The sequence below is a fragment of the Kitasatospora sp. NPDC032121 genome, assembly GCF_055580145.1.
This window is the reverse complement of sequence record NZ_JBVILX010000008.1, coordinates 130,918-154,761: the sequence shown is the minus strand read 5'-3', so window position 1 is coordinate 154,761 and position 23,844 is coordinate 130,918. Positions and strand designations below refer to the sequence as shown.

The 23,844-nt window shown below is 74.0% G+C and carries 22 protein-coding genes and 2 pseudogenes; 11 read left to right on the top strand and 13 right to left on the bottom strand.

What is annotated here, in order from left to right; all coding sequences use genetic code 11:
- Positions 1 to 46 precede the first annotated feature (46 nt).
- Both uvrB and zapE read right to left on the bottom strand, forming a co-directional pair.
- Positions 47 to 2,137 (bottom strand): excinuclease ABC subunit UvrB, encoded by a 2,091-nt coding sequence (gene uvrB / locus ACZ5OX_RS21695; RefSeq protein WP_465632093.1) that lies wholly within the window; start codon positions 2,135 to 2,137, stop codon positions 47 to 49.
- 37 nt (positions 2,138 to 2,174) lie between these two features.
- Positions 2,175 to 3,218, bottom strand: a complete 1,044-nt coding sequence (zapE, locus tag ACZ5OX_RS21690; protein ID WP_465632351.1) for a cell division protein ZapE — start codon at positions 3,216 to 3,218, stop codon at positions 2,175 to 2,177.
- A gap of 148 nt (positions 3,219 to 3,366) precedes the next feature.
- On the opposite strand from zapE, the gene ACZ5OX_RS21685 reads away from it, so the two are divergent.
- From ACZ5OX_RS21685 to msrB, 4 genes are all read left to right on the top strand, one after another.
- Positions 3,367 to 4,152, top strand: a complete 786-nt coding sequence (locus ACZ5OX_RS21685) for a pyrimidine reductase family protein (RefSeq protein ID WP_465632091.1) — start codon at positions 3,367 to 3,369, stop codon at positions 4,150 to 4,152.
- A 57-nt stretch (positions 4,153 to 4,209) separates the two neighbouring features.
- Positions 4,210 to 4,671: an indole-3-glycerol phosphate synthase gene (locus ACZ5OX_RS21680; RefSeq protein ID WP_449789319.1), complete on the top strand. Its 462-nt coding sequence runs from the start codon at positions 4,210 to 4,212 to the stop codon at positions 4,669 to 4,671.
- Between the two features lie 111 nt (positions 4,672 to 4,782).
- On the top strand, positions 4,783 to 6,213 hold the full coding sequence (gene murC, locus ACZ5OX_RS21675) for a UDP-N-acetylmuramate--L-alanine ligase (protein ID WP_449789318.1): 1,431 nt from the start codon (positions 4,783 to 4,785) through the stop codon (positions 6,211 to 6,213).
- Between the two features lie 41 nt (positions 6,214 to 6,254).
- Positions 6,255 to 6,659: a peptide-methionine (R)-S-oxide reductase MsrB gene (gene msrB / locus ACZ5OX_RS21670; protein ID WP_392878559.1), complete on the top strand. Its 405-nt coding sequence runs from the start codon at positions 6,255 to 6,257 to the stop codon at positions 6,657 to 6,659.
- A gap of 48 nt (positions 6,660 to 6,707) precedes the next feature.
- Here msrB and ACZ5OX_RS21665 read toward each other — a convergent pair whose 3' ends face one another.
- The 7 genes from ACZ5OX_RS21665 to ACZ5OX_RS21635 form a co-directional block, all read right to left on the bottom strand.
- Entirely contained in the window at positions 6,708 to 7,901 is a 1,194-nt protein-coding gene (locus tag ACZ5OX_RS21665) for a cytochrome P450 (protein WP_465632089.1), read from the bottom strand.
- On the bottom strand, positions 7,898 to 8,464 hold the full coding sequence (locus ACZ5OX_RS21660; RefSeq protein ID WP_449789418.1) for a GTP-binding protein: 567 nt from the start codon (positions 8,462 to 8,464) through the stop codon (positions 7,898 to 7,900). Before ACZ5OX_RS21660 ends, ACZ5OX_RS21665 begins: the two co-directional genes overlap by 4 nt.
- Positions 8,465 to 8,534: 70 nt before the next feature.
- Positions 8,535 to 8,888, bottom strand: coding sequence for a DUF742 domain-containing protein (locus tag ACZ5OX_RS21655; RefSeq protein WP_465632087.1), 354 nt, complete (start codon positions 8,886 to 8,888; stop codon positions 8,535 to 8,537).
- Positions 8,885 to 9,316, bottom strand: coding sequence for a roadblock/LC7 domain-containing protein (locus tag ACZ5OX_RS21650; protein ID WP_392878565.1), 432 nt, complete (start codon positions 9,314 to 9,316; stop codon positions 8,885 to 8,887). The genes ACZ5OX_RS21655 and ACZ5OX_RS21650 overlap by 4 nt, the downstream gene beginning before the upstream one ends.
- Entirely contained in the window at positions 9,313 to 11,265 is a 1,953-nt protein-coding gene (locus tag ACZ5OX_RS21645; protein ID WP_465632085.1) for an ATP-binding protein, read from the bottom strand. Before ACZ5OX_RS21645 ends, ACZ5OX_RS21650 begins: the two co-directional genes overlap by 4 nt.
- Positions 11,266 to 11,337: 72 nt before the next feature.
- On the bottom strand, positions 11,338 to 12,348 hold the full coding sequence (locus ACZ5OX_RS21640) for an MBL fold metallo-hydrolase (protein ID WP_465632083.1): 1,011 nt from the start codon (positions 12,346 to 12,348) through the stop codon (positions 11,338 to 11,340).
- A 151-nt stretch (positions 12,349 to 12,499) separates the two neighbouring features.
- On the bottom strand, positions 12,500 to 13,465 hold the full coding sequence (locus ACZ5OX_RS21635) for a GNAT family N-acetyltransferase (RefSeq protein WP_465632081.1): 966 nt from the start codon (positions 13,463 to 13,465) through the stop codon (positions 12,500 to 12,502).
- Between the two features lie 372 nt (positions 13,466 to 13,837).
- On the opposite strand from ACZ5OX_RS21635, the pseudogene ACZ5OX_RS21630 reads away from it, so the two are divergent.
- From ACZ5OX_RS21630 to ACZ5OX_RS21615, 4 genes and pseudogenes are all read left to right on the top strand, one after another.
- Positions 13,838 to 15,144, top strand: a pseudogene (locus ACZ5OX_RS21630) (MbnB/TglH/ChrH family RiPP precursor modification enzyme).
- Between the two features lie 30 nt (positions 15,145 to 15,174).
- A complete protein-coding gene (locus ACZ5OX_RS21625; protein ID WP_465632080.1) occupies positions 15,175 to 16,242 on the top strand; it encodes a TIGR04222 domain-containing membrane protein in 1,068 nt (355 codons plus the stop codon).
- 113 nt (positions 16,243 to 16,355) lie between these two features.
- Positions 16,356 to 17,138, top strand: a complete 783-nt coding sequence (locus ACZ5OX_RS21620) for a TIGR04222 domain-containing membrane protein (protein ID WP_465632078.1) — start codon at positions 16,356 to 16,358, stop codon at positions 17,136 to 17,138.
- A gap of 61 nt (positions 17,139 to 17,199) precedes the next feature.
- Positions 17,200 to 17,862, top strand: coding sequence for a hypothetical protein (locus ACZ5OX_RS21615; protein WP_465632076.1), 663 nt, complete (start codon positions 17,200 to 17,202; stop codon positions 17,860 to 17,862).
- On the opposite strand, the gene hemQ is transcribed toward ACZ5OX_RS21615, so the two are convergent.
- The 3 genes and pseudogenes from hemQ to ACZ5OX_RS21600 form a co-directional block, all read right to left on the bottom strand.
- The gene (hemQ, locus tag ACZ5OX_RS21610) at positions 17,813 to 18,538 is read right to left on the bottom strand and encodes a hydrogen peroxide-dependent heme synthase (protein ID WP_402405512.1); all 726 of its coding nucleotides are present in this window, start codon (positions 18,536 to 18,538) and stop codon (positions 17,813 to 17,815) included. The two genes, ACZ5OX_RS21615 and hemQ, sit on opposite strands and share 50 nt — an antisense overlap.
- Positions 18,535 to 19,965 (bottom strand): protoporphyrinogen oxidase, encoded by a 1,431-nt coding sequence (hemG, locus tag ACZ5OX_RS21605; RefSeq protein WP_465632074.1) that lies wholly within the window; start codon positions 19,963 to 19,965, stop codon positions 18,535 to 18,537. Before hemG ends, hemQ begins: the two co-directional genes overlap by 4 nt.
- A 34-nt stretch (positions 19,966 to 19,999) precedes the next feature.
- Positions 20,000 to 20,185, bottom strand: a pseudogene (locus ACZ5OX_RS21600) (Uma2 family endonuclease); the annotation flags it as partial.
- A 92-nt stretch (positions 20,186 to 20,277) separates the two neighbouring features.
- Here ACZ5OX_RS21600 and ACZ5OX_RS21595 point away from each other — a divergent pair.
- Positions 20,278 to 20,718 (top strand): 2-thiouracil desulfurase family protein, encoded by a 441-nt coding sequence (locus ACZ5OX_RS21595; protein ID WP_402405508.1) that lies wholly within the window; start codon positions 20,278 to 20,280, stop codon positions 20,716 to 20,718.
- 35 nt (positions 20,719 to 20,753) lie between these two features.
- On the opposite strand, the gene hemE is transcribed toward ACZ5OX_RS21595, so the two are convergent.
- Positions 20,754 to 21,767: a uroporphyrinogen decarboxylase gene (gene hemE, locus ACZ5OX_RS21590; protein ID WP_465632349.1), complete on the bottom strand. Its 1,014-nt coding sequence runs from the start codon at positions 21,765 to 21,767 to the stop codon at positions 20,754 to 20,756.
- Between the two features lie 236 nt (positions 21,768 to 22,003).
- On the opposite strand from hemE, the gene ACZ5OX_RS21585 reads away from it, so the two are divergent.
- Together ACZ5OX_RS21585 and ACZ5OX_RS21580 are read left to right on the top strand one after the other, a co-directional pair.
- Entirely contained in the window at positions 22,004 to 22,666 is a 663-nt protein-coding gene (locus ACZ5OX_RS21585; protein ID WP_465632072.1) for a DUF3000 domain-containing protein, read from the top strand.
- A gap of 320 nt (positions 22,667 to 22,986) precedes the next feature.
- Positions 22,987 to 23,712 carry a LuxR C-terminal-related transcriptional regulator gene (locus ACZ5OX_RS21580; RefSeq protein WP_465632070.1) on the top strand — a complete coding sequence of 242 codons (726 nt, stop codon included), beginning with the start codon at positions 22,987 to 22,989 and terminating at the stop codon, positions 23,710 to 23,712.
- Positions 23,713 to 23,844: the final 132 nt, after the last annotated feature.

Genomic DNA, 23,844 nt, shown 5'->3' with positions numbered 1-23,844 from the left:
TTCCGGCCAAGACCGTTCGCCGCGCGGAGGCTCCCCTCCGACGTACCTACGCCACACCGGCCTCGCGCATCTGCCGCAGTTCCCTCTTCAGCTCCTTGACCTCGTCGCGCAGCCGGGCCGCGACCTCGAACTGGAGGTCGGCGGCGGCCGTGTGCATCCGGTCGGTCATCTCCTGGATCAGGTCCGCCAGCTCGGCGGCCGGCAGGGACTTGCCCGGCTTGCGCTCCGCGCCCAGCGCCGGCACCGGGGCCTTGCCCTTGCCCTGGTTGCGGTAGCCGGTGGAGAGCAGCTCGTCGGTGTCGACGTCCTCGCGGGCGAGGGTGTCCAGGATGTCGCCGATCTTCTTGCGCAGCGGCTGCGGGTCGATCCCGTGCTTCTTGTTGTAGGCCTGCTGCACGGCCCGGCGGCGGTTGGTCTCGTCGATGGCCTTCTCCATCGCGGGGGTGATCTTGTCCGCGTACATGTGGACCTGGCCGGAGACGTTGCGGGCCGCGCGGCCGATCGTCTGGATCAGCGAGGTGCCGGAGCGCAGGAAGCCCTCCTTGTCCGCGTCCAGGATCGCCACCAGCGACACCTCGGGCAGGTCCAGGCCCTCGCGCAGCAGGTTGATGCCGACCAGCACGTCGAACCGGCCCGCCCGCAGTTCGCGCAGCAGCTCCACCCGGCGCAGGGTGTCCACGTCGCTGTGCAGGTACCGGACCCGGATGTCCAGGCCGAGCATGTAGTCGGTGAGGTCCTCGGCCATCTTCTTGGTCAGCGTGGTGACCAGGACGCGCTCGTCCCGCTCGACCCGCTTGCGGACCTCGTGCACCAGGTCGTCGATCTGGCCCTCGGTCGGCTTGACGATCACCTCGGGGTCGATCAGGCCGGTCGGGCGGATGATCTGCTCGACCTGGCCGTCGCCGCGCGACAGCTCGTACGGGCCCGGCGTCGCCGAGAGGTAGACGGTCTGGCCGATCCGCTCCAGGAACTCCTCCCACTTCAGCGGGCGGTTGTCCATCGCGGAGGGCAGCCGGAAGCCGTGCTCGACCAGGGTGCGCTTGCGCGAGGCGTCGCCCTCGTACATCGCGCCGATCTGCGGGACGGTGACGTGCGACTCGTCGATGACCAGGAGGAAGTCCTCCGGGAAGTAGTCGAGCAGGGTGTTCGGCGGGGAGCCGGGCTCGCGGCCGTCGAAGTGCATCGAGTAGTTCTCGACGCCCGAGCAGGTGCCGATCTGGCGCAGCATCTCGATGTCGTAGGTGGTGCGCATCCGCAGCCGCTGGGCCTCCAACAGCTTGCCCTGCTTCTCCAGCTTGGCGAGGGTCCGCGTCAGCTCCGCCTCGATGCCGTTGACCGCCCGCTCCATCCGCTCGGGGCCGGCCACGTAGTGCGAGGCGGGGAAGACGTAGACCGAGTCGTCCTGGCTGATGATCTCGCCGGTGAGCGGGTGCAGGGTGTACAGCGCCTCGATCTCGTCGCCGAACATCTCGATCCGGACGGCCAGCTCCTCGTAGACCGGGAAGATCTCGATGGTGTCCCCGCGGACCCGGAAGGTGCCGCGGGTGAAGGCCACGTCGTTGCGGGCGTACTGGATGTCGACGAAGCGGCGCAGCAGGTCGTCCCGGTCGATCTCCTGGCCGACCTTCAGCCGCACCATGCGGTCCACGTACTCCTGCGGGGTGCCGAGGCCGTAGATGCAGGAGACCGAGGCGACCACGACGACGTCCCGGCGGGTGAGCAGCGAGTTGGTCGCCGAGTGGCGCAGCCGCTCGACCTCCTCGTTGATCGAGGAGTCCTTCTCGATGTAGGTGTCCGTCTGCGGGACGTACGCCTCGGGCTGGTAGTAGTCGTAGTACGAGACGAAGTACTCGACCGCGTTGTTCGGCAGCAACTCGCGGAACTCGTTGGCCAGCTGGGCGGCCAGCGTCTTGTTCGGCGCCATCACCAGGGTGGGCCGCTGGAGCTTCTCGATCATCCAGGCCGTGGTGGCCGACTTGCCGGTGCCGGTGGCACCGAGCAGCACGACGTCCTTCTCCCCTCCCCTGATCCGCCGCTCCAGCTCGGCGATCGCCGCCGGCTGGTCGCCGTTCGGCTGGAAGGGGCTGACGACCTCGAAGGGCGCCACGGACCGCTCAATACTCGTGATGGGACGCACCACTCAACGGTACGACCCACCACCGACAAGCGGGGTCCTACCCGGCGCTGTCCCGGGCGAGGGCGACCAGGCGGGAGATGGCGCGCAGGTACTTCTTGCGGTAGCCGCCGCGCAGCATCTCCTCCGGGAAGACCTGGTCGAAGGGCAGGCCGGAGGCGGTGATCGGCAGCTCGCGGTCGTACATCCGGTCGGCCAGCACGACCAGGCGCAGCGCGGTGGACTGGTCGTCGACCTGCTTGACGCCGCGCAGGCAGACCGCGGTGACGTCGTCCAGCAGCGCGCCGTAGCGGCTGGGGTGGACGGCGGAGAGGTGGGCGAGCAGGGTGTCGAAGTCGTCCAGCGAGGCGCCGGGGGTGCGGGCCGCGGCGGCCGCGACGGCCTCGTCGGTGTACGGCGGCGGGGCGTCCGGCAGGCCGCGGTGGCGGTAGTCCTGGCCGTCGATCCGCATCGGGCGGAAGTGCGCGGACAGGCCCTGGATCTCGCGCAGGAAGTCGGCGGCGGCGAAGCGGCCCTCGCCGAGCTTCTCCGGCAGGGTGTTCGAGGTGGCGCACAGCTTCACGCCGTTGTCGACCAGCCGGCCGAGCAGGGTGGAGACCAGCACGGTGTCGCCCGGGTCGTCCAGCTCGAACTCGTCGATGCAGAGCAGGGTGTGGCCGGAGAGGGTCCGCACGGCCTGCTGGAAACCGAGCGCGCCGACCAGGTTGGTCAGCTCGACGAAGGTGCCGAAGGCCTTGGGGCCGGGGGCGGCGTGCCAGAGCGAGGCGAGCAGGTGGGTCTTGCCGACACCGTAGCCGCCGTCGAGGTAGACCCCGGCCGGGCCGGTGGGCGCGGGGGCGGAGCGGCGGAACCAGCTGCGCTTGGGCGCGGAACCGTTTCCTCCACCGAGGGTGGCCGCGAACTGCTCCAGGACCTGGACGGCCTCGTACTGGCTCGGCTGGGTCGGGTCCGGGATGTACGTCCCGAAGCTCACGTCGGCGAACCGGGGCGGCGGGACCATCTCGGCGACCAGCCGCTCGGCGGGCACCACGGGACGGCGGTCGGTGAGCGCGATCGGGGAGCCGGACACGGGTGCGGCGGTTATCGGCTCGGGCGCGGTTGCGGAGTGGGAGGCTGCGGGCACATCAGTAGAGGGTACGCCTGCCGGGTGAGCCGTCCGAACGACGCACGGGTCCGGACGCGGGGCCCGCGGCCCCCGGCCGGCGCCGGGGCCGCGGTGGAAGACTGAGGACATGCAACAGTTGATCAGCCCGCTGGACGGGCGGCTCGAGGATCCGGCCGCACTGGAATCGCTCGCCGCCGTGTACGCGTACCCCGAACAGGTGAATCAGGGGCGCCCCTGGCTGCGCGCCAACATGGTGTCCGGCCTGGACGGCGGGGCCAGGCTGGACGGGCTCTCCGAGGGCCTCTCCGGCGACGCCGACAAGCGGATCTTCGGGGTGCTGCGGGCGCTGTCGGACGTGGTACTGGTGGGCGCGGAGACGGTCCGCGCCGAGGGCTACCGGCCGGCCAGGGCGCGCAAGGAGTTCGCGGCGGCCCGGGCGGCGGCCGGGCAGGCGCCCGCCCCGGTGATCGCCGTGGTGAGCCGCTCGCTGCAGCTGGACCTGACGGCTCCGCTGTTCACCGAACCGCTGGTCAGGACGGTGGTGATCACCACCGAGGACGCCTCCGAGGAGCGCCGCCGGGCGGTCGCCGAGGTGGCCGACCTGGTGCTCGCCGGCACCGGCGCGGTGGACCTGCGGGCGGGCGTGGCGGCCCTGGCCGCGCGGGGCTGGACCCGCCTGCTGACCGAGGGCGGCCCGCGCCTGCTGGGGCAGCTCGCGGCGGACGGCCTGCTGGACGAGCTGTGCCTGTCGCTGGCCCCGCTGCTCACCGGCGGCGACGCGCCGCGCATCCTCCACGATGCGCAAATGCCGGACGTGCAGCGGATGCGGCTGGTCTCATTGATCGAGCAGAAAGGTTTCCTCTTCACCCGCTACCTGCGTCGCCCGGGTTCGGATGACCCCGTGACCCCCTGATCGTGAGCCCGTTATGCGATGCCGGGGCCCGGGGGCCGGCCACTGGAAGGGACTCACGTGTTCAAGACGGTACTGATGATCGAAAAGGCTCTCTCGGACGCGGACGTGGAACTCGTCACCACGCTCCACGGCGAGGAGGAGGTGTCCTTCGTCGTCCTGATGCAGCCGCGCGGCAAGCAGGACGAACTGCTGCGGGCGCTCGACGACGTCGCCCTCGGCCACCTCGACAAGGTGGTGCACGAGCACGACGAGTCCGAGAGCGGCCCGACGGTGGCCACCGAGTCGCTGGAGCACAGCCTGCGCCACCTGCGCACGGCCGGGGCCGCGGCGGTGGGCGAGCTGGTGGAGGAGAAGCCGCTGGCGCGGCTGCGCGCGGTCGTCGAGGAGCAGCGGGCGGACGAGGTGGTGGTGCTCACCTCGCCGCACTTCGTCGAGGAGTTCTTCCACCGCGACTGGGCCTCCCAGGCCCGGCACAAGGTGGGGGTCCCGGTGCTCAGGCTGTTCGCCAGCGACTCCTAGCCCCGCCCGGTGGTGGTGCAGAATCGTCCTTGCGGTCCGCCCGCGAGGACGATTCCGTCTTCCCGTCCCGTCCGCCCGACCTGTCTGCCCCCGCCCGTACGGAGCCACGCTTTGAACGACGCCGCCCACGACCTGCACGCCCCGCACTTCATCGGCATCGGCGGCGCCGGGATGTCCGGCCTGGCGAAGATCCTCGCCGTGCGCGGGGCCGGCGTCTCCGGCAGCGACTCCAAGGAGTCCGAGACCGTCCTCGCGCTGCGCGCCCTCGGCGCCACCGTGCACGTCGGCCACGCCGCCGAGCACGTCCCGGACGGCACCAGCAGCGTGGTCGTCTCCAGCGCGATCCGCGCCGACAACCCCGAGCTGGTCGCCGCCCACGAGCGCGGCATCCCGGTGGTGCACCGCTCCGACGCGCTGGCCGCGCTGATGGGCGGCCGCCGGGCGCTGGCGGTGGCCGGCACCCACGGCAAGACCACCACCACCAGCATGCTCGCCGTCGCCCTCGGAGAGCTGGGCCTGGACCCGTCCTACGCGATCGGCGGCGACCTCGACGCCCCCGGCTCCAACGCCCACCACGGCACCGGCGAGATCTTCGTCGCCGAGGCGGACGAGAGCGACCGCAGCTTCCACAAGTACGCGCCCGAGGTGGCGATCGTGCTCAACGTGGAGCTGGACCACCACGCCAACTACGCCTCGATCGAGGAGATCTACGAGTCCTTCGAGACCTTCGTCGGCCGGATCGTCCCCGGCGGCACCCTGGTGGTCTCGGCCGACCACGACGGCGCCCGCGAGCTCACCTCCCGGGTGGCCGGCCGCGAGGGCCTGAACGTGGTGACGGTCGGCTCCGCCGAGGACGCCGACCTGCGGGTGCTCTCGGTGGTCGCCCACGGCATGACCAGCGAGGTCACCGTGCTGCTGGACGGCGCCGAGCTGTCCTTCACCGTCTCGGTGCCCGGCCGGCACTACGCCCACAACGCGGTGGCCGCGCTGGCCGCCGGCGTCGCGCTGGGCGTCCCGGCCGCCGACCTGGCCAAGGCGCTCGGCGCCTACACCGGCGTGCGCCGCCGCCTCCAGCTCAAGGGCGAGGCCGGCGGGGTCCAGGTGATCGACTCCTACGCCCACCACCCCACCGAGATGACCGCCGACCTGGAGGCGATCCGGGAGGGCCTGACCGGTGGCGGCCGGGTGCTGGTGGTCTTCCAGCCGCACCTGTTCAGCCGCACCCAGCAGCTCTCCGAGGAGATGGGCCGGGCCCTGGCGCTGGCCGACGCCTCGGTGGTGCTGGACATCTACCCGGCCCGCGAGGACCCGATCCCCGGCGTGACCAGCGAGCTGATCATCGACGCGGCCCGCCGGGCTGGCGCCGAGGTCACCGCCGAGCACTCCTTCGCCGCCGCCCCCGCCCTGCTGGCCGGCCTCGCCCGCCCGGGCGACCTGCTGCTCACCATGGGCGCGGGGGACGTCACCAACCTCGGCCCGGCCATCCTTGACCATATCGAGGGAGGCCTGACGCACCTCGCGAACGTTGCATCCAACGTCTGACCCACGTCCGTCCGACGTACGCCGCGACCGGGAGCCGTGAGATGAGCTACGAGATCGAGAAGACCGAGGCCGAGTGGCGCGCCCAGCTCAGCCCCGAGGAGTACCACGTGCTCCGCGAGGCGGGCACCGAGCGCCCGTTCACCGGTGAGTACACCGACACCAAGACGGTCGGTGTCTACAGCTGCCGGGCCTGCGGGTCCGAGCTGTTCAGCTCCGAGACCAAGTTCGACAGCCACTGCGGCTGGCCGTCCTACTACGCGCCGCTGGCCGGGGACCGGGTCCAGTACATCGAGGACACCTCGCTCGGCATGCGCCGGGTCGAGGTGCGCTGCGCCAAGTGCGGCGGGCACCTCGGGCACGTCTTCGAGGGCGAGGGCTACGGCACGCCGACCGACCAGCGCTACTGCATCAACAGCGTCTCGCTGACGCTGAAGCCGGCCGAGTAGCGGCGTACGCGAGGGCCCGGGCACCCCGAGGGTGTCCGGGCCCTCGCGCTACCCCTCGACCGGCTGGAAGCGGACCGGCAGGTGCGTCAGCGCCCGGTGGAACGGGCCCGGGCGCCAGAGCAGGTCCTCGGCGGGCGTGGCCAGTTCGAGGTCGCTGAGGCGGCTGCCCAGCTGCTCGATCGCGGTGATCGCGATCAGCAGGGCCGGGTCCCGGGCCGGACAGGCGTGCGGGCCGGCCGCCCAGGCCAGGTGGGCGCTCCCGCCGCTGCGCGGCCCGCTGTCCTCGGCGGGCGGCGCGGCCTGGGAGTTGGCGGCCGCGTACGAGACCAGCACCAGGGAGCCCGCCTCGATCTCGCGGCCGTGGAAGGTGATGTCGTACCGCGGGTAGTGGGCCGAGAAGTTGGCCATCGGCGGCGCGTGCCAGAGCACCTCGTCGATCGCCTGGTGGGCGGTCATCGCGCCGCCGAACAGCGAGCCGGCGTAGCGGGCGTCGGTGAGCAGGCGCAGCAGGGCGTTGCCGATCAGGTTGGTGGTCGGCTCGTGTCCGGCGATCAGGGTCAGGGTGATCTGCCGGATCACCTCGTCGTCGTCCAGCCCGACCGGGTGGGTGACGTACCAGGAGGTGAGGTCGTGCCGGGGGCGCTCTCGGCGCTCGGCGACCATCGCGGTGACCACCGCGAGGAGCTTCCCGTACGCGGCGCCCGCCTGTTCGGTGGACTCGATCAGCCCGGTGATCGCGGCCACCATCTCGGCGTGCTGCGCCTCGGGCACGCCGAACCAGGTGGTCAGCGCGAAGGCGGGCAACTGACGGGCGTACTCGGCGATCAGGTCGGCCCGCCCGACGGCGGCGAAGCGGTCGATCAGCCGGTGCGCGGTCTCGGCGACCTGGCGCTGGAGCCGGTGCGGTTCGAACAGCGCGAGGGCGTCGGTGATCACCGTCCGGTAGCGCGCGTGCGTCTCGCCGTCGCTGAACAGCGCGGTCGGGCGGTAGCCGAGCATCGGCATCAGCGGGGAGTCCGGCGGCAGGTTGTGCTGCCAGACCCGGGAGTCCTTGGAGAAGGTGTCGGTGTCGCGCAGCAGGTCCAGCGCGGCCTGGTAGTCGGTGACCAGCAGGGCCTCCACGCCGGGGGCGATCTCCACCGGGGCGACCGCACCGTGCCGCCGCAGCCGCTCGTAGACCGGCTGGGGATCGGCGGCGAAGTCCGGGCCGTGGATCGGGGTCGGGCGGGACTCGGCGGTCACGGCTGCTCCGGTGTGACGGGGGCGGCGGGCGCCGCGGGCAGGGAGTCCAGGACGTGCTCGGCCAGCGCGATCAGCGCGTCCAGGCTGCTGTCGCGGTCCCGGGCGTCGCAGAGCAGCAGCGGGGTGGCGGCGTGCAGGTCCAGGTGGGTGCGCAGCACGTCGACCGGGTGGTCCGGCGCGTCCGGGAAGCGGTTGACGGCGACGGCGTACGGCAGGCCCTGCTCCTCGACCATGTCCATGATCTCGAAGGAGTCGGCCAGCCGTCGGGTGTCGGCGAGCACCAGGGCGCCCAGGGCGCCGCGGGCGATGTCCCGCCAGAGCGGGAAGAAGCGGCGCTGGCCGGGGGTGCCGAACATGTAGAGCACGACGTTGCCGGGCAGGGTGAGCCGGCCGAAGTCGACGGCGACGGTGGTGGTGACCTTCTCGGGCACGCCGGCCAGGTCGTCCACCGGACGGCCGGTCTCGGTCATCGCCTCCTCGGTGTGCAGGGTGGCGATCTCGGAGAGGGTGCGGATGAGGGTGGTCTTGCCGACCCCGAACGGGCCGGCCACCACCAGTTTCATCAGTGTCTGGTCCTGGTCGGGCAGGTAGCCCACCCGGCTCTGGTCTTCCGGGCCCGGCCGGCCGGCCGGGTCACCGGAGCGCACGGAGTCCAACGAGGAGCCTCTCGACGATGGAGCGGTCGGTCTGCTGGGCGCGCGGGATCGGCGCGCGGGCGCGCAGGCAGCCCGCCTCGACCAGGTCGGCCGCGAGGAAGACGGTGGCGCTGACCGGCAGCCTCAGGTGTGCGGCGGCCTCCACCACGGTGAGCGCGCCGGGGCGCAGCAGTTCCCACAGCCGGCGGTGTTCGGGGTCGAGCGCGTTCGGCGGGTCGGCGCGGTCGGCGAACAGCACGGTCAGCCGCTCGAAGCCCTTGGTGCCGGGGCGGCTGCGGCCGCCGGTGGCCAGGTAGGCGGGCACCATCCGCCTGCGGGGGGTGGCGGTCATGACCGCTCGTCGTCGTCCTGCCGCCGGGTCGGGCTCGCGAGCGCGCGACCGAGGGCGGCGACCTGCAGCTGCATCTGGTAGGCCACGTTGCCGAGTTGGGCTTCCGGCGAGGTGAAGACGGCGAGCGAGGTGTTCTCCCCGGCGGGCACCACGACGGCGTAGCCGAGGTCGGACTCCACCACGGTCTGGGCCAGCCTGGGCCGCTCGACGTCGGTGAACGCGGCGGTGAAGGCACGGGCGGCGGCGTGCACGGTGGCGGTCATTGCGGCGACCCGCTCGGCCGAGGCCCGCTCCAGGCCGTCCGAGGCGCCCTCGACCAGGCCGTCCCCGGTGGCGATGACCGCGTGCAGCACCCCCGGCAGCTCCAGCAGCGGGGTCAGCACCCACGAGATCTCGTCGGTGGTGGTCGGGCTGGGCGTGCTGCTCACTGCTCTGCTCCTTCTAAGGTCGGACCGGCGCTCCGGGCGCCGGGGTCGTGGTCGGCGGCGGTGTCGCCGGAAGTGCCGGTGCTGCCGGTGCTGCCGGTGCTGCCGGTGCTGCCGGTGGCGCCCGTACGCGTGCCGGTCGCGCCGGTGGTGCTGCCGGTGTTCGTCGTGCCGGTGGTGCTGTCGCTGTGTCCGGGAGCGGCCGGGCGGGGTGCGGCGCCGGCGGCCTCCTCGCGTGCGGCCCGGGCCACGGCGGCCCGGCCGGAGTCGGTGCCCCGCTGCAGCGCCTGCCAGTGGGCGGCGGCCCGCTCGGGGGTGCGGTCGGCCAGGGGGGCGGGGGCGGGCCCGGCTGCGGCGGCCGGGCGCTCCGCGGCCAGCGGACGGCGGCGGCGCCGGGTCGGCAGGCCGGTGCCGTCGTCGACCGCGGGTGCCTCGGCCACGGGGGCCTCGACCACGGCCACGGGGGCGTCCACCGCGGGCGCACCGGCCGTCGGCTCGTCGCCTTCCGGGCCGTCCGCGACCGGGTCGGGCACCACCCGGATCGCGGGGACCGGGTGCGGGCCCGGCCGGTTGTGGCGGTCGGCGAGCCGCGGGCCGTCCTGCTCGTCCGCGTCGCGCATCGGCGGCACGGCCGCGACGGTGGGCGCCGGCGCCGGGCCGGGCCGCAGCGGCAGCGGGGTGAGCACCGACAGCTGCCGCTCGTCGTCCACGACGGTCACCAGCGCGGCCGGGATGCGCAGGATGGTCCGCATGCCGCCGTAGGGCGAGGGCTCGATGTGGCAGGAGAAGCCGTACTGGCGGGCCAGCTTGCCGATCACCGCGAAGCCGGTCTTGGGCGGGTTGCCGAGCTCGGTGAGCAGCATGTCGGGCGGGCCGGCCAGCAGTCGGCGGGCGCGGCGCAGCTGGTCCTCGTCCATGCCGATGCCGCTGTCGTCGATGATCACCAGCGCGCCGCGGCCGCCCTGCTGGACGGTGACCGGGACGTCGGTCTCCGGGTGGGAGTAGGCGGTGGCGTTGGCGAGCAGTTCGGCGATGCTGACGGCGATCGGCTCGGCGGCCCGGGCGACCACGGCGAGGTGCTGCTCGCGCAGGTGGTTGGCGACCTTGATCCGGGCGTACCCGGGCACCCGGGAGAGTGCGCCGACGACCACCTCGGCGAGCGGCGAGTCGGTGCGGGCCAGGCCCGGCCAGGCCTCGCAGAGCACCGCGACGGTCTGGATCCGGCGCAGCGCGACCTCGTTGCGGAAGTCGACCTCCAGCAGCCGGGGGTCGTCGTTCTCGTGCTGGAGCTGCTGGACCAGGCTCTGGATCTGGTACAGCAGGGTCTGGATCCGGGAGGTGGCGCCGCGCATGGCGGCACGGGCGGCGGCGTCCACCCGTTCGCGCTCGTCGGCGAGGGCGGCGAGGGCTGCGTCCAGGACGGCCTGCAGCGCCCGGACCGCCTCGGGGCCGACGGCCTGCGGGTCCAGCGGGCCGACCAGCGGGGCGTTGGCGTGGGTGAGCCGTACGGCGGTGGCGGCGACCCGCTCCTGGGCGAGGTGGCCGATCTCGGCGAGCAGCGCGGCGCCCCGCGCCTCGGCGGCGGCGAGCGCTTGCTCGGCCCGCTCTGCGCGGGCGGTCGCGGCGTCGCCCTGCTGCACGGCCTCCCGGACGTCGGCCTGTGCCTGCCGGGCCGTCTCCTGCGCCTCGCGGACGCTGTCCTCGGCGGCCCGGGTGCGCTCCCGCTCCCGCCGGGCCTCCTCGGCGGAGTGCCGGGCGGCCTCCTGCGCGTCGCGCTGCTGCTGCTCGGCGCGGGCAAGCCTGCCCTCGGCGGCCCGGGTGCGCTCCTCGCCCCGGCCGAGCGCGGCCTCGGCGGCCGTCGCCCTGGCGAGGGCCCGGGCCCGGCCGCGGGCGAGCACGGCCGCGGCCACGGCGGCGACCAGCGCCAGGACGATCAGCGCGATCAGCGTCATCGAAGTCCTCGGGAGTGCTTGCGGGGTGGACCGGGTGGTGCGGCAGGGCCGGGGAGGCGGGGCCGGGCGGGGTCAGTTCCGGACGGTGCGCGGGCGCGGGGCGCGGGCGGAGTCCTCGGCCAGTTCCCGGGCCACCATGGCGACCTGGCCCAGGGCCTCCAGGGCGCCGGGGGCCGCCGAGCCGTCCAGGTGCCGGTACTCGGCCGCCATGGTGAGCACCAGCCGCTCGGGCAGGCCGAGTTCGGGGTAGCGCTGCTCGGCGATCACCCGCCGGGCGGCGTCGAGGGCGGGTATCCCGGCGGCGTGCAGGGCGTGGGCGCGCTCGCGGACGTAGGCGAGGTAGCCGATGTGCTCCCGGACGCCGTCGCGGTCGAGCACCGGGCCGTGGCCGGGCACGAAGATCTCCGCGCCGGTGGCGAGGGCCTGCTCGCAGGCGGCGATGACGTTCTCCAGCGGTCCGGCCCAGTGCGAGGGGTGGTCGCCGGGCTGCTCGGGGGTCGAGGAGAAGATCACGTCGCCGGTGAACACCGCGCGCTGGTGCGGGAGGTGGACCAGCAGGTCGCCGCCGGTGTGGGCGGCGGGCAGGCTGGTGATCCGCACCGGGTAGCGGCCGACGGTCAGTTCCAGCTCGCCGGTGAAGACGGTGTCGGGGCGCACCGGCTCGGTGTCGGACCAGTCGAACCGCCCGAAGTGCTCCTTCAGGTAGCCGCCGAGCGGCGAGTCCGGGTCGCTGTTGGCGACCAGGGCGTGCTGCTGCTTCGGGGTGGGTTCCCAGTGGATGTGCTCCAGCGCCTCGCGGGTGGCGATCACCTCGGCGTCCGGCAGTACCCCGGCGCCCCACAGGTGGTCTCCGTTGGCGTGGGTGACGACCACCCGGTCGATCCCGACCCCGTCCGGCAGCAGCCGTCGGCTCGCGGCGAGGAACTCCCCGGCCATCGAAGGGTCGTACGGCGTGTCGATCCAGAGCGCGGTGGTCTCCGAGGCCAGCAGCCCGCAGTTGGCCAGGCCCCAGCCCCGCTTCGGCGGGAGCCACACGTACAGGTCCTCGGCAATCGCGCTCACGTTCGCACGGCTGATCGTCATGTGCGCGATTATGCCCATGCAGTGACAGGAATGGAGCAAAACTATTACAGTTCAAGCCACTTCACGCCCGAAGAGGAATGGTCTGTCCCGTTTCGCCTCACGTGGTCTGGACCATATCTGGCCGAAGTGCCCCCGCTCCGGTTCCGGAGCGTCAGATCCCCTGCTCCGAGGGCTGCTTCGGCTGCTCCAGCTGCTTGGTCCCCTTGCGCTCCCCCGCGCAGCGCTCGTAGCCCAGCCACGCGTTGATCGCCAGCATCGGCGCGTTGGTCGTGTCGTTGCTGGTGTACGCGTGCCGCAGGCCGGCCGCGGCGGCGAGCCGCAGGGACTCCAGCTTGGCCAGCTTGGTCAGCCCCCGGCCGCGGAACTCCCGGCGGCAGGCGGTGAACGCGGACCAGTAGCGGCCCAGCCCGTCGGTCTGCGCCATGCTGAACGCGGCCGGGCGGCCGTCCACCACGGCGACCACGCTCAGGGCGAGGTCCCGGTCCGGCCGGGTCCAGTCGTTGCGCAGCCAGTCCTCGTACTCGTAGGCGTCCATCGGCACTTCGCTGCCGGGCTCGTCCAGGATGGCGTCCGCCTCGACCAGGAACACAGGGTGCGGGTCGGCCGCCCAGTCGGCGGCCGGGCGCAGCTCGACACCGGCGGGCCGGACGGGCGCCGCCGGCAGCGGCAGCGCCAGGTCCCGTCCGGCGAACTGCATGGTGCGTCCGAGCCGGTAGCCCCGGGCGGTGGCGAAGGCCAGCGAGGCGGGCTCGTCGTCCAGCCAGGTGTGCAGCTCCGTCACCCCGTGCCCGGTCAGGTGCCGTTCGGCCGCGGCCAGCAGCCCGGTGGCCGCGCCGTGCCGCCGGAACTCGGGCAGCACACTGCCGTTGGCGTAGCCGACACCCTGGACCGTCGTCCCGAGCACCACCCCGCAGCGCACCGCGCCGACCACCCGGCCGTCCAGCTCGGCGACGAAGGTGCGGAAGTGCTCCTCGGGGCTCGGCTGGGCGTTCAGCCAGATCAGGGTCTCGGCGGAGAGCACCAGGTGCTCGCGCCCGGCCCGGTGGGCCGCGGCCACGGCCTCGGCGTCCTCGGGGCGGAAGTCACGGATCGTCATGTGTGCGTTCGAAGAAGTCATGGATTCCCACGCTAGCCGCGCCCTGCCGTCCGGCGCCCGCGATTTTCCCGCCGGCCGGGCACCTCGACCGAGGGGCCGGCCCGGACCCGGGACCGGAGTCCCGACCCCCCGGGGCGGCATGCTCAAATAATGCTCTGAGAAGACCGGGTGAGGCTTGGCAGCCACCCCGCCCGGGGACATTCTCAGCAGCACGGCCGCGCGGTTCCGGCGACGACGCCCGCACCGGTCGACGGCCCTTCCGACCCGGCCTCCCACCCGGCCCTCCGAAGGGGGCGAACGATGACCTCCCCTGCCCTGGACCTGCCCGCCTCCCCCACCTCGACCCCGGCAACCGCGCCCCGAGCGACCGCGGGCCCGGAAACCCCGCCCCGCCTGGGCATCGGCCTCGGCTGGCGCAGCGAGATCGACACCGTGGTCGAACGCCAACCCGGCCTGGACTGGGTCGAGGTGGTCGCCGAGAACGTCTGCCCCGACCACCTGCCCGAATCCCTGACCGTCCTGCGCGGACGCGGCGTCACCGTCGTCCCGCACGGCGTCGGCCTCGGTCTCGGCGGCGCCGACCTGCCCGACCCCGGCCGCCTCGACCGGCTCGCCGGGGTCGCGCTGGCGCTCGGCTCCCCGCTGGTCACCGAGCACCTCGCGTTCGTCCGGGCCGGCGGCCTGGAGGCCGGCCACCTGCTGCCCGTCCCCCGCACCCGGGACTCGCTGCGGGTGATCGCCGAGAACGTCCGGATCGCCCAGGACCGGCTTCCGGTGCCGCTCGCCCTGGAGAACGTCGCCGCCCAGCTCGCCTGGCCGGACGACGAGTTCACCGAGGGCCAGTTCCTCGCCGAGCTGGTCGAGCGCACCGGCGTCCGACTGCTGGTGGACGTCGCCAACCTGCACACCAACCGGGTCAACCTCGGCATCGACCCGGCCGCCGAACTCGACCGCCTGCCGCTGGAGGCGCTCGCCTACGTCCACGTCGCGGGCGGCACCCTGGTCGACGGCGTCTGGCACGACACCCACGCCCACCCCGTCACCGCACCGGTGCTGGAGGTGCTGGCCGAACTCTGCGCCCGGGTCGCCCCGCCCGGGGTCCTGCTGGAGCGGGACGCCGACTTCCCGCCGCCCAGCGAACTCTCCGGTGAGCTGGACGCCATCCGCCGGGTGCTGGAGGGGAGCGCCCGGCGATGACCGACACCACGACACCGGAGCACGAAGGCCGGACCGCCCCGGCGCGGGAGGACACCGACCGGACCGCCGCCGACCAGGACCTCGCCGCCGCCCGGCGGCGCCTGGCCCGGCGCCAGGAGGAGCTGCTGGCCGCCCTGGTGGCCGGCGGCCCCGTCCCGCCCGGCTTCGACCGGCAGCAGGTCCGCGCCCAGTCGGCCGGCCTGGCCGCCAAGCGGCGGTCCACCACCGCCAAGGTGGCCCCGGAGCTGCCCCGTGCGCTCGGGGAGCAGTACGGACCGCGCTTCCTCGACTACGCCCGCTCCCACCCGCAGACCGGCGGCTACCGCGCCGACGCCCGGGCCTTCGCCCAGTGGGTGCTCACCGACGGCGGCCCGCTCGCCGCCGAACGGCGCCGGGCCCTGGAGCAGTGGCTCCACCCGGCCCCCGTACGGCCGCCGGGCCCGCTCGCGCGCCTGCGCCGGGCACTGCACCGACGGCGGCCGACGGCCTCCGCGACTCCCTGACGAACCATCATCATCCCGGGGGAACCATCCATGTGGCACAACAGCTACTTCATCGTCCCAGCCCTCCTGCTGGCGGCCGCCGCCCTGTACGCCGCCCGGACCCGCCAGCGGATCGGCCGGGTCCGGTACGCCAAGGGCCTGCCCGGCCGCGGCCTGCCGCTGCTCGACGCCGCGTTCCTGTCCGGCGGACCGGGGCGGGTGGTCGACACCGCCGTGGTCCGGATGCACATGAGCGAGCAGGCCGTGATCAGCCGCTCCGGCCTGGTCACGCTCACCGGCGCCAAGCCGTACGACGCCGTGGACAAGGCCGTCCACGACGCCGTCGGCCCGACCGGGAGCCGCGGACTCGGCGAGCTGCGCCACACCGTGATGCGCTCCGCCGCCGTCCAGGAGATCGGCGACCGGCTCGCCGACTGCGGCCTGCTGCGCCACCCCGAGCGGCTGCGGCGCGCCCGCACCGCCCGCCGGCTGCTCTGGCTCGCGCTGCTCGTCGTGGCCGCCTCCGCGGTGGCCTCCCTGCTGCTCGACGACGGCGCCGCCGGGCACCAGCGCCCGAACCTCTGGACTCCGGGCCTCCTGCTGCTCGGCGGCTTCACCACCCTGCTCGCCACCCGGCCGGTCAAGGGCCGGATCACCCCGGCCGGACAGCGCCAGCTCTCCCTGATGGGGGGCACGCCGTGGACGCCCCACTCCGGGATGCCGGCACGGCTGGCCGGCGGCGCGCTGCTGGGCGCACTGGCACTCGGCGGACTGGCCGCCGCCGGGCTGGACGACCAGGAGCTGGAGGCCGCGATGCTGGCCGCGGCGGCCGAGGAGGAGGCCGTGCGGCAGGCGGTCTCCGCGAACGCCTCCGGGGCGTCCTCGTCCTCGTCCTCGACGTCGACCTCCTCGTGCTCCTCGGGGTCCGACGGCGGCTCCGCCTCCTGGTGCGGGTCCTCCGACTCCGGCTCCTCCGACTCCGGCTCCTCCGGTTCCAGCTGCGGTTCGTCCAGCTGCGGCTCCTCGTCCTCGTCCAGCTGCAGCTCCGGTTCGTCCGGCTGCGGCTCGTCGTCCTCGTCCAGCTGCGGGTCCAGCTGCGGCGGCGGCTGCGGCTCATGACGCCCCGGACGCGGGTGCGCGGGCAGGCCCCGGGGCACTGCCGGACGTCACAGTTCGGTATCGCGGGCCGGGAAGCGTTCCGCCCGCCGTCGACACAGGCATAGAACAAGCCCATGTGGTTGCTGTTCCTCATTCCGGCCTGTGTCGCGGCGGTCCTGTCCTGCCTCCGACTGGTCCGGATGACCGCCACCGCCGACGCCCTCGCCGACCGGAACGGCCTGCGGCCCCCCGAAGCCGTCGGCATCGGCCTGTACGAGACCGCCTACCTGGCCGGCGGCCCGGACCGGGTCGTCGAACTCGCCCTCGTCCTGATGGCCGGCCGCGGACGGCTGCACCTGGCGCACACCGGCTGGACCACGGTGGTCGACCCCAAGGGCCGCAGCCGCCTGGAGCGGGCGGTGATCGCCACCGTCGGCCGCGAGGGCCAGTGCCGGACCGACGAGCTGCGCCGGGCGATGGCCGAGCACCCCACCGTGCTGGAGATCGGCGCCCGGCTCGCCCTGGCGGGCCTGGCCACCCCGGCTCCGGTGCAGCGCGACACCGTGGCGGTGATCCGGCAGGTCCGGCACGCGATGCTGCTCACCCTGATGCTGCTGGCCGCCTCGCTGGCCCTCGGCGGCTTCACCGGCGGCGACACCCTCGCCCCGCTCGCCTGGTTCTCGCTGCCGCTGGTGCTCACCTCCGGCACCCTGCTGATGGCGCGGGTCGACGTCTACCCGTACACCCGATGGGCCTCCCCGATCGGCCAGGAGGTTCTGCGCGAGGTCCGTCCGGCCCGCCAGCGCGGCCTGGCCGACGACGAGGAGCGCGAGCTGCTCACCGCCGTCGCCATGAACGGCCCGGCCGTCCTGCCCGACGCCCGGCTCCGCGCCGCCCTGCGCCCGCACCGGACCTGAACCCGCACCCCGGCGGAAAAGCGGCTGCGCCAACCCCTGTGACCAGGGCAGACTTCCGCCCATGGACAACCGGGACCGCGCCGTACTCGACCGCGCCCGGGCCGAGGGGCGGCCGGTCCGGCTGCGCCGCACGCTCCCCGGCGCCGACCGGCTGGAGGGCTTCGTCCTCGGCACCGGCCCGGTCTGGACCCTGCTCGCCAACTGCGTCGACCACCGCCTCGACGGCTGGACCGCCGTCCCCACCCGCACGCTGCGCAAGGTCCGCGACCGGGGCGGCCCGGAGTCCCTGACCGTGCGCGCGCTGCGCGGCCGCGGCCTGTGGCCGGTCCCCGTGCCCGGCACCGAACTGCCGCTGGACGACCTGTCCGGCCTGATCGCCACCGCCTCGGCGGAGTACGACCTGATCGCCCTGCACGCCGAGGTCCTCGATCCGGACGTCTGCCGGGTCGGTACGGTCACCGAGCTGCGCCCCCGCTCGCTCCGGCTGCACGAGGTCGATCCGGAGGCCCGCTGGTACCCGAAGCCGGTCGAGTACCGTGTCCGCGACGTCACCCGGGGTCGACCTCGGCACCCACTACGTGGACGTGCTGCGCGAGTTCGCCGGGCCACGCCCGTGACAGGCCGAAGGCCGGCCCCCCGCAGGGAACCGGCCTCCGGGAAGCGCGTCGGACCGCTCAGACCAGGCCGTTCAGCAGCTCGCTCACCGGCTTGCGGCGGCCGGTGAAGAACGGCACCTCCTCGCGGACGTGCAGCCGGGCCCGGGAGGGGCGCAGGTCGCGCATCAGGTCGACGATCCGGTGCAGCTCGTCCGCCTCGAAGGCGAGCAGCCACTCGTAGTCGCCGAGCGCGAACGAGGCCACCGTGTTGGCCCGCACGTCGGGGTAGCCGCGGGCCATCTGGCCGTGCTCGGCGAGCATCGCGCGCCGCTCGGCGTCCGGCAGCAGGTACCACTCGTAGGAGCGGACGAACGGGTACACGCAGACGTAGTCGCGCGGGCGCTCGTCGGCCAGGAACGCCGGGATGTGCGACTTGTTGAACTCGGCGGGGCGGTGCAGCGCCATGTTCGACCAGACCGGCTCCAGCAGCCGGCCGAGGCCGGTGCGGCGGAAGCGGTTGTACGCCTCCTGGAGGTCGTCCGAGTCGGCGGCGTGCCACCAGACCAGGATGTCGGCGTCCGCGCGCAGACCGGAGACGTCGTACGTGCCGCGCACGGTCACGTCCTTGGCGGCCAGCTGGGCGAACAGCTCGTCCACCTCGGCGGCCAGCGCGGTGCGGTCCTCGGGCAGGGCGCCCTTGAGCTTGAACACCGACCACATGGTGTAGCGGATGACCTGGTTCAGGTCGCGCGCCTTCTTCTTCTCGGGCTGCTGCTCCGGCTCCCGCTCAACACTCTCAGTCATGCGTCCATTGTCCTCTCCGTGGAACCTGCCCCGGTCTCCGGGGTCAACAGTCTGTCGACGAGCGCCGCGGCGGCGGCCGCCGATCCGATGCACGCCGGAATGCCCACCCCGTCGTACGCGGCGCCGCACAGCGCCAGCGCGCCCACCCGCCCCGCCGCGGCCCGCATCCGGGCCACCCGGTCCAGATGCCCCACCGGGTACTGCGGCAGCCCGGCCGAGAAGCGGGACACGAAGGTGTCGTACGGCCGGGCGGTCAGCCCGATCGCCTCCTCCAGGTCCGCCAGCGACCGCGCCACCAGCTCCTCGTCCGGCAGCCCCAGCGCCTCGTCCTCGCGGTACCGGCCCAGCGAGGTGCGCAGCAGGAACGCGTCCGGCGCGGAGCGCTCCAGCCACCCCCACTTGTTGGAGGAGAAGGTCGACGCCTTGATCCGGCGCCCGTCCACCGGCGGCACCAGGAAGCCGCTGCCGCTCGGCGGTTCGGCCAGGTCGGCGCGGCGGAAGGCCAGGGTCACCAGGGCCATGCCCGCGTACTCGACGGCGTCCAGCTCGGTGGCGGCCGCCGGGGCGTCCTCGCGCAGCAGCCGGGCCGCGGCGGGGGCCGGGACGGCCAGCACCACGGCGTCCGCGTGCAGCACCTCGCCGCCGGTCACCACCCGCCAGCCGTCGGGGGTGCGGCGCAGCTCGTCCACCGGGGCGTCGGTGCGCAGGTCCACGCCCGCCTCGACGCAGGCCGCGGCGACCGCGCCGGGCAGCGTGCCGAGGCCGCCGCGCAGGCCCTGGAACACCGGGGTGCCGACCACCTTCGGCCGGGAGGCCAGCTCGTGCACCCCGTCGACCAGCGAGCCGCCACCGCGGGCGATCGACAGCAGCTGCGGTACGGCGGCGCGCAGCGAGATCTCGTCGGCGCGGCCGGCGTAGACGCCGCCGAGCAGCGGCTCGACCAGCCGGTCCACCACCTCCTGGCCCAGCCGGTCGGCGACGTAGCGGCCGATCGCGACGTCCTCGCCGACCTCGCCGGGCCGCTCGTGCCGGGCCCGCTCCAGCCCCTCGTCGGTCAGCACCCCGGAGGCGGCCAGCGCCTCCAGGTCACCGGGGACGCCCATCACCTGCCCACCGGGCAGCGGACGCAGCGCGCCGCGGGTCCAGATCGCGGCCTTCGCGGTGGTCGGCGGCTCCAGTTCCCCGCCGAGCCCGACCGCCCGCGCCAGCTCCACCGCCTCCGGCCGCCGGGCCAGCACCGATTCGGCCCCGAGGTCCACCCGGACCCCGCCGACCTCCCCGCCCCACAGCTTCCCGCCGACCCGCCCGGACGCCTCCAGCAGCGTCACCCGCGCCCTCGCCGGCCCCCCGGCGGCCCCGCTCAGGAACGCGGCCGCGGCCAGCCCCGCGATCCCACCACCGACGACGACGACCCGTGCTTGCGACATGCTCCGCAGTCTCGCAGGTCTTTACGCGGATGCCTCAATCCGCTGCCCGCCCGAGGTCGATCGCGATCGGGAACGGCACCGGGCGTTCGAGTCTGCCGCGGAAGATCCCGGCGGGCGCGTACGAAGCGGTCGCCTGGTCCGGTTCGTGGACGTGCACGGCCGACCGACCGTCGCCTTCCTCCTCGACGATCCGGTAGTGCGGGATGCCCGCCTCGGCGTACCAGTCCTCGGCGCGCGGCGGGTACATCCGTTCCGGAAGCTCGCCCATGGGGTCAAAGCATCGGAAATGCCGTGTCCCGTAGGCTGATTCGCATGGAACCGATCATGGTGAGTGCGTGTCTGGCCGGGATTCCCTGCCGGTACGACGGGCGGGCGAAGACCTCCGAGGGCGCCGTGCGCCTGGTCGAGGAGGGGCGGGCCGTGGTGGTGTGCCCGGAGGGGGCGGGCGGGTTGCCGACGCCGCGGCCGCCGGCGGAGATCGTGGGCGGGGACGGCGCGGACGTGCTGGACGGGCGGGCCCGGGTGGTGGACGCGACCGGGGCGGACTGCACCGCGGAGTTCCTGGCCGGAGCCCGGGCGGCGCTGGCCGCCGCCGAGGAGGCGGGGGCCCGGCGGGCGGTGCTGATGGCGCGCAGCCCGTCCTGCGGCTGCGGGCAGGTGTACGACGGGACGTTCACCGGGGAGCTGCGCCCCGGTGACGGCGTGACGGCGGCGCTGCTGCGCCGGGCCGGGATCGAGGTCACGGCCGGGTAGCGGGCCTCCGGCCCCGGAGGCCCGCCACCGGGAGGTCAGCGGGCGCTGGCCTCGTGGACGAAGGCGACGAGGCGGCTGAGCGCGTCCGGGTCCATGGACGGCAGCACGCCGTGGCCGAGGTTGAAGATGTGGCCGCTGGTGCCGAGCGCCTGGGCGGCGTGCAGCACCTCGCGGGCCTTGGTCTCCACGACCTTGGTGGGCGCGAACAGCACGGCCGGGTCGAGGTTGCCCTGGAGGCCCTTGCCCTGGCCGACTCGCTCGGCGGCGACGTTCAGCGGCACCCGCCAGTCGACGCCCACGATGTCGGCGCCGGCCTGGCCCATCAGGCCGAGCAGTTCGCCGGTGCCGACGCCGAAGTGGATCCGCGGCACGCCGTACTCGGCGACGGCGTCGAAGACCTTGGCGCTGGACGGCATCACCGAGCGGCGGTAGTCGTCCGGCGCGAGCGCGCCGACCCAGGAGTCGAACAGCTGGACCGCCGAGGCGCCGGCCTCGATCTGCACCTTGAGGAAGGCCGAGGTGATGTCGGCGAGCCGGTCCACCAGGGCGGCCCACAGCTCGGGCTGCCCGTACATCATGGCCTTGGTGTTCTCGTGGTTCTTGGACGGGCCGCCCTCGATCAGGTAGCTGGCCAGCGTGTACGGCGCTCCGGCGAAGCCGATCAGCGGGGTCCCGCCGAGTTCGTCCACCAGCAGGCCGACGGCCTCGGTGATGTAGGGGACGTCGTCCGGCTCCAGCGGGCGCAGCCGCTTCAGGTCCTCGAAGGTGCGGATCGGGTCGGCGATGACCGGGCCGATGCCGGGCTTGATGTCGACGTCGATGCCGACGGCCTTGAGCGGCACCACGATGTCGCTGAAGAAGATCGCCGCGTCCACCTTGTGCCGGCGCACCGGCTGGAGGGTGATCTCCTTGACCAGCTCGGGCCGCATGCAGGACTCCAGCATGGGGATGCCCTCGCGGACCTTCAGGTACTCGGGCAGCGAGCGGCCGGCCTGGCGCATGAACCACACCGGGGTGTGCGGCACGGGCTCGTGCCGGCAGGCGCGCAGGAACGCGGAGTCGTACGCGGCGCCGCGGCGCCCGGGGGTGCTCGGGCCGTCGTGGGTGGCCGCCGTGGTGTCTGCCGTAGTCTCGCTCACGCGTCAAATCTTCGCACGCGTGCGGCGCCCGGTTCCCCGGTCGGTCTCGTCGGTTCCTCCAAGATCTGTCCGGGTTTGCCGTTCCGGCACGCCGCTGGGAGAGAAGTTGCGGCGATAACCCTGTTCTTCGACCTAGTCTTCGGGACATGGCAGCGGTCGGAGGGCACCCCGCGCAGGGTGGCGGAGCAGGTGGCGGAGCGGGTCGCGAGGGGGCGCCGAGCGAGTTCAGGGCGGCGGTGGCGGCCCTGGACGGGGCCCGGCTGCGACCCGAGGTGCAGCTCTCCCCCGCGCCGGCGCCGCGCCGGCTGGCCCCGTACTCCTTCGCGGTGACCGCCTCGGTCGAGGTTGACGGCGAGGAGCTGGCGGACGGCCGACTGGTGCTGCTGTACGACCCGGCCGGGCAGGAGGCCTGGAACGGGGAGTTCCGGGTGGTCACGATGACCCGGGCCGAGCTGGAGCCGGAGATGGCCGGCGACCCGATGCTCTCCGAGGTCGGCTGGGCCTGGCTGCTGGACGCCCTGCAGGCGCACGGAGCCGGTTACGCGGAGCCGTCCGGCACGGTGACCCTGGCGTCCTCCCAGTACTTCGGCGCTCTGGCGGACCGCCCCTCCTCGACCGAGGTCGAGATCCGGGCCTCCTGGACGCCGGCCGACGGCCGCTTCGAGCGGCACCTGGCGGCCTGGGGCGACCTGCTGTGCATCAGCGCCGGCCTGCCGCCGGCCGCCCCCTCCCCGCAGGGGCCCGCCGAGGTTCCTTCACTCGGTGGGGTGGTCCCGATGCCCGCCCGGCGACGCCCCCGGTCGCACTGACGGGTGGTGCGGGGCTCCGACGCCGCTCCGGGGCCGGACGCCACCCCCAGGGCTGACGGAGTGTGACTTCGGACCCGCTCTGCGTCAATTCACCGGTCGATACCGACCGATCGGCATCGAATCTGATCGATTTTGTGCGAATCGCGGGCATGTCGCATCAATCGTTTGCGCGATTTGTCCGTATTGTTACTCACTAGATCGTGATCTTTCGCTAAAGCCGGGCGCGGTTGCTGCCGAAGCAGACTGTGACCCTTTCCGAACGCGGAACACTCCGACCGCCCCCATCGGGGTTCCGTCCGCCACTCCCCGCAGGAGGCCTGGTGTCGGTCCTTCTTGAGCACCCCGCAAACGTGGTCGCCTACCGGCCGACCAAGCCCACCGCCATGGTGGTCATCGCCGATCCCCGCGTCCGTAACACCGTCACCCGCCACCTGTGGGCACTCGGCGTCCGGGACGTGATCGAGGTGTCGTCGATCGCCGAGGCCCGCCCCAGGGTCTCCACACCACGCGACATCTGCGTCGCCGACGTGCACCTTCCCGACGGCTCCGGACTGACCATCCTCGCCGAGACCCGCGCCGCGGGCTGGCCCAACGGCCTGGCGCTGTCCGCCGCCGACGACATCGGCGCGGTCCGCAGCGCGCTGGCCGGCGGCGTCAAGGGCTACGTGGTGACCGGTACCCGGACGAACGTCGCGATGCCCGGCCGCCCGGGCCTGCCGCTCGGTGCCGCCGGGCTGGCCGGCCGGATGCGCCGCCCCGGGATGCCGGGCATGCCTGGCTCGGGCGGTGCTCCGGGCGCCCCCGGAGCACCGGGTGCGCCGGGCGCGCCGGGCGCACAGCAGGCCGCCTACCGCGAGCTCTCCGGCCGCGAGGTCGAGGTGCTGCGGCTGGTCGCCGAGGGGCAGTCCAACAAGGCGATCGGCGTGGCGATGGGCCTGTCGGCGCTCACCGTCAAGAGCCACCTCGCCCGGATCGCCCGGAAGCTGGGCACCGGCGACCGCGCCGGCATGGTCGCGGTCGCGCTGCGCACCGGCATCATCCACTGAGCCGAGCGCTCCGGACCGCTGCGGGGGGGGGGGGGGGGGGGGGGCTTTCCCGTTCCTCCGCCGGGGTTTTCCCCCCTTCTCCTGTTGTTTCTCCTTCCCCCTTCCCCCAGGGTGGGTGGACCACACCCCCCC

What these genes read in the sequence shown, in the direction of transcription:
- ACZ5OX_RS21585 (WP_465632072.1), top strand. Translation starts at nt 22,004, where the DNA reads ATGGCAGCGGTCGGAGGGCACCCCGCGCAGGGTGGCGGAGCAGGTGGC.
- ACZ5OX_RS21660 (WP_449789418.1), bottom strand. Translation starts at nt 8,464, where the DNA reads ATGAAACTGGTGGTGGCCGGCCCGTTCGGGGTCGGCAAGACCACCCTC.
- msrB (WP_392878559.1), top strand. Translation starts at nt 6,255, where the DNA reads ATGAGCTACGAGATCGAGAAGACCGAGGCCGAGTGGCGCGCCCAGCTC.
- ACZ5OX_RS21685 (WP_465632091.1), top strand. Translation starts at nt 3,367, where the DNA reads ATGCAACAGTTGATCAGCCCGCTGGACGGGCGGCTCGAGGATCCGGCC.
- ACZ5OX_RS21655 (WP_465632087.1), bottom strand. Translation starts at nt 8,888, where the DNA reads ATGACCGCCACCCCCCGCAGGCGGATGGTGCCCGCCTACCTGGCCACC.
- ACZ5OX_RS21645 (WP_465632085.1), bottom strand. Translation starts at nt 11,265, where the DNA reads ATGACGCTGATCGCGCTGATCGTCCTGGCGCTGGTCGCCGCCGTGGCC.
- ACZ5OX_RS21640 (WP_465632083.1), bottom strand. Translation starts at nt 12,348, where the DNA reads ATGACGATCAGCCGTGCGAACGTGAGCGCGATTGCCGAGGACCTGTAC.
- ACZ5OX_RS21625 (WP_465632080.1), top strand. Translation starts at nt 15,175, where the DNA reads ATGTGGCACAACAGCTACTTCATCGTCCCAGCCCTCCTGCTGGCGGCC.
- ACZ5OX_RS21620 (WP_465632078.1), top strand. Translation starts at nt 16,356, where the DNA reads ATGTGGTTGCTGTTCCTCATTCCGGCCTGTGTCGCGGCGGTCCTGTCC.
- hemG (WP_465632074.1), bottom strand. Translation starts at nt 19,965, where the DNA reads ATGTCGCAAGCACGGGTCGTCGTCGTCGGTGGTGGGATCGCGGGGCTG.
- hemQ (WP_402405512.1), bottom strand. Translation starts at nt 18,538, where the DNA reads ATGACTGAGAGTGTTGAGCGGGAGCCGGAGCAGCAGCCCGAGAAGAAG.
- ACZ5OX_RS21615 (WP_465632076.1), top strand. Translation starts at nt 17,200, where the DNA reads ATGGACAACCGGGACCGCGCCGTACTCGACCGCGCCCGGGCCGAGGGG.
- ACZ5OX_RS21595 (WP_402405508.1), top strand. Translation starts at nt 20,278, where the DNA reads ATGGAACCGATCATGGTGAGTGCGTGTCTGGCCGGGATTCCCTGCCGG.
- ACZ5OX_RS21635 (WP_465632081.1), bottom strand. Translation starts at nt 13,465, where the DNA reads ATGACTTCTTCGAACGCACACATGACGATCCGTGACTTCCGCCCCGAG.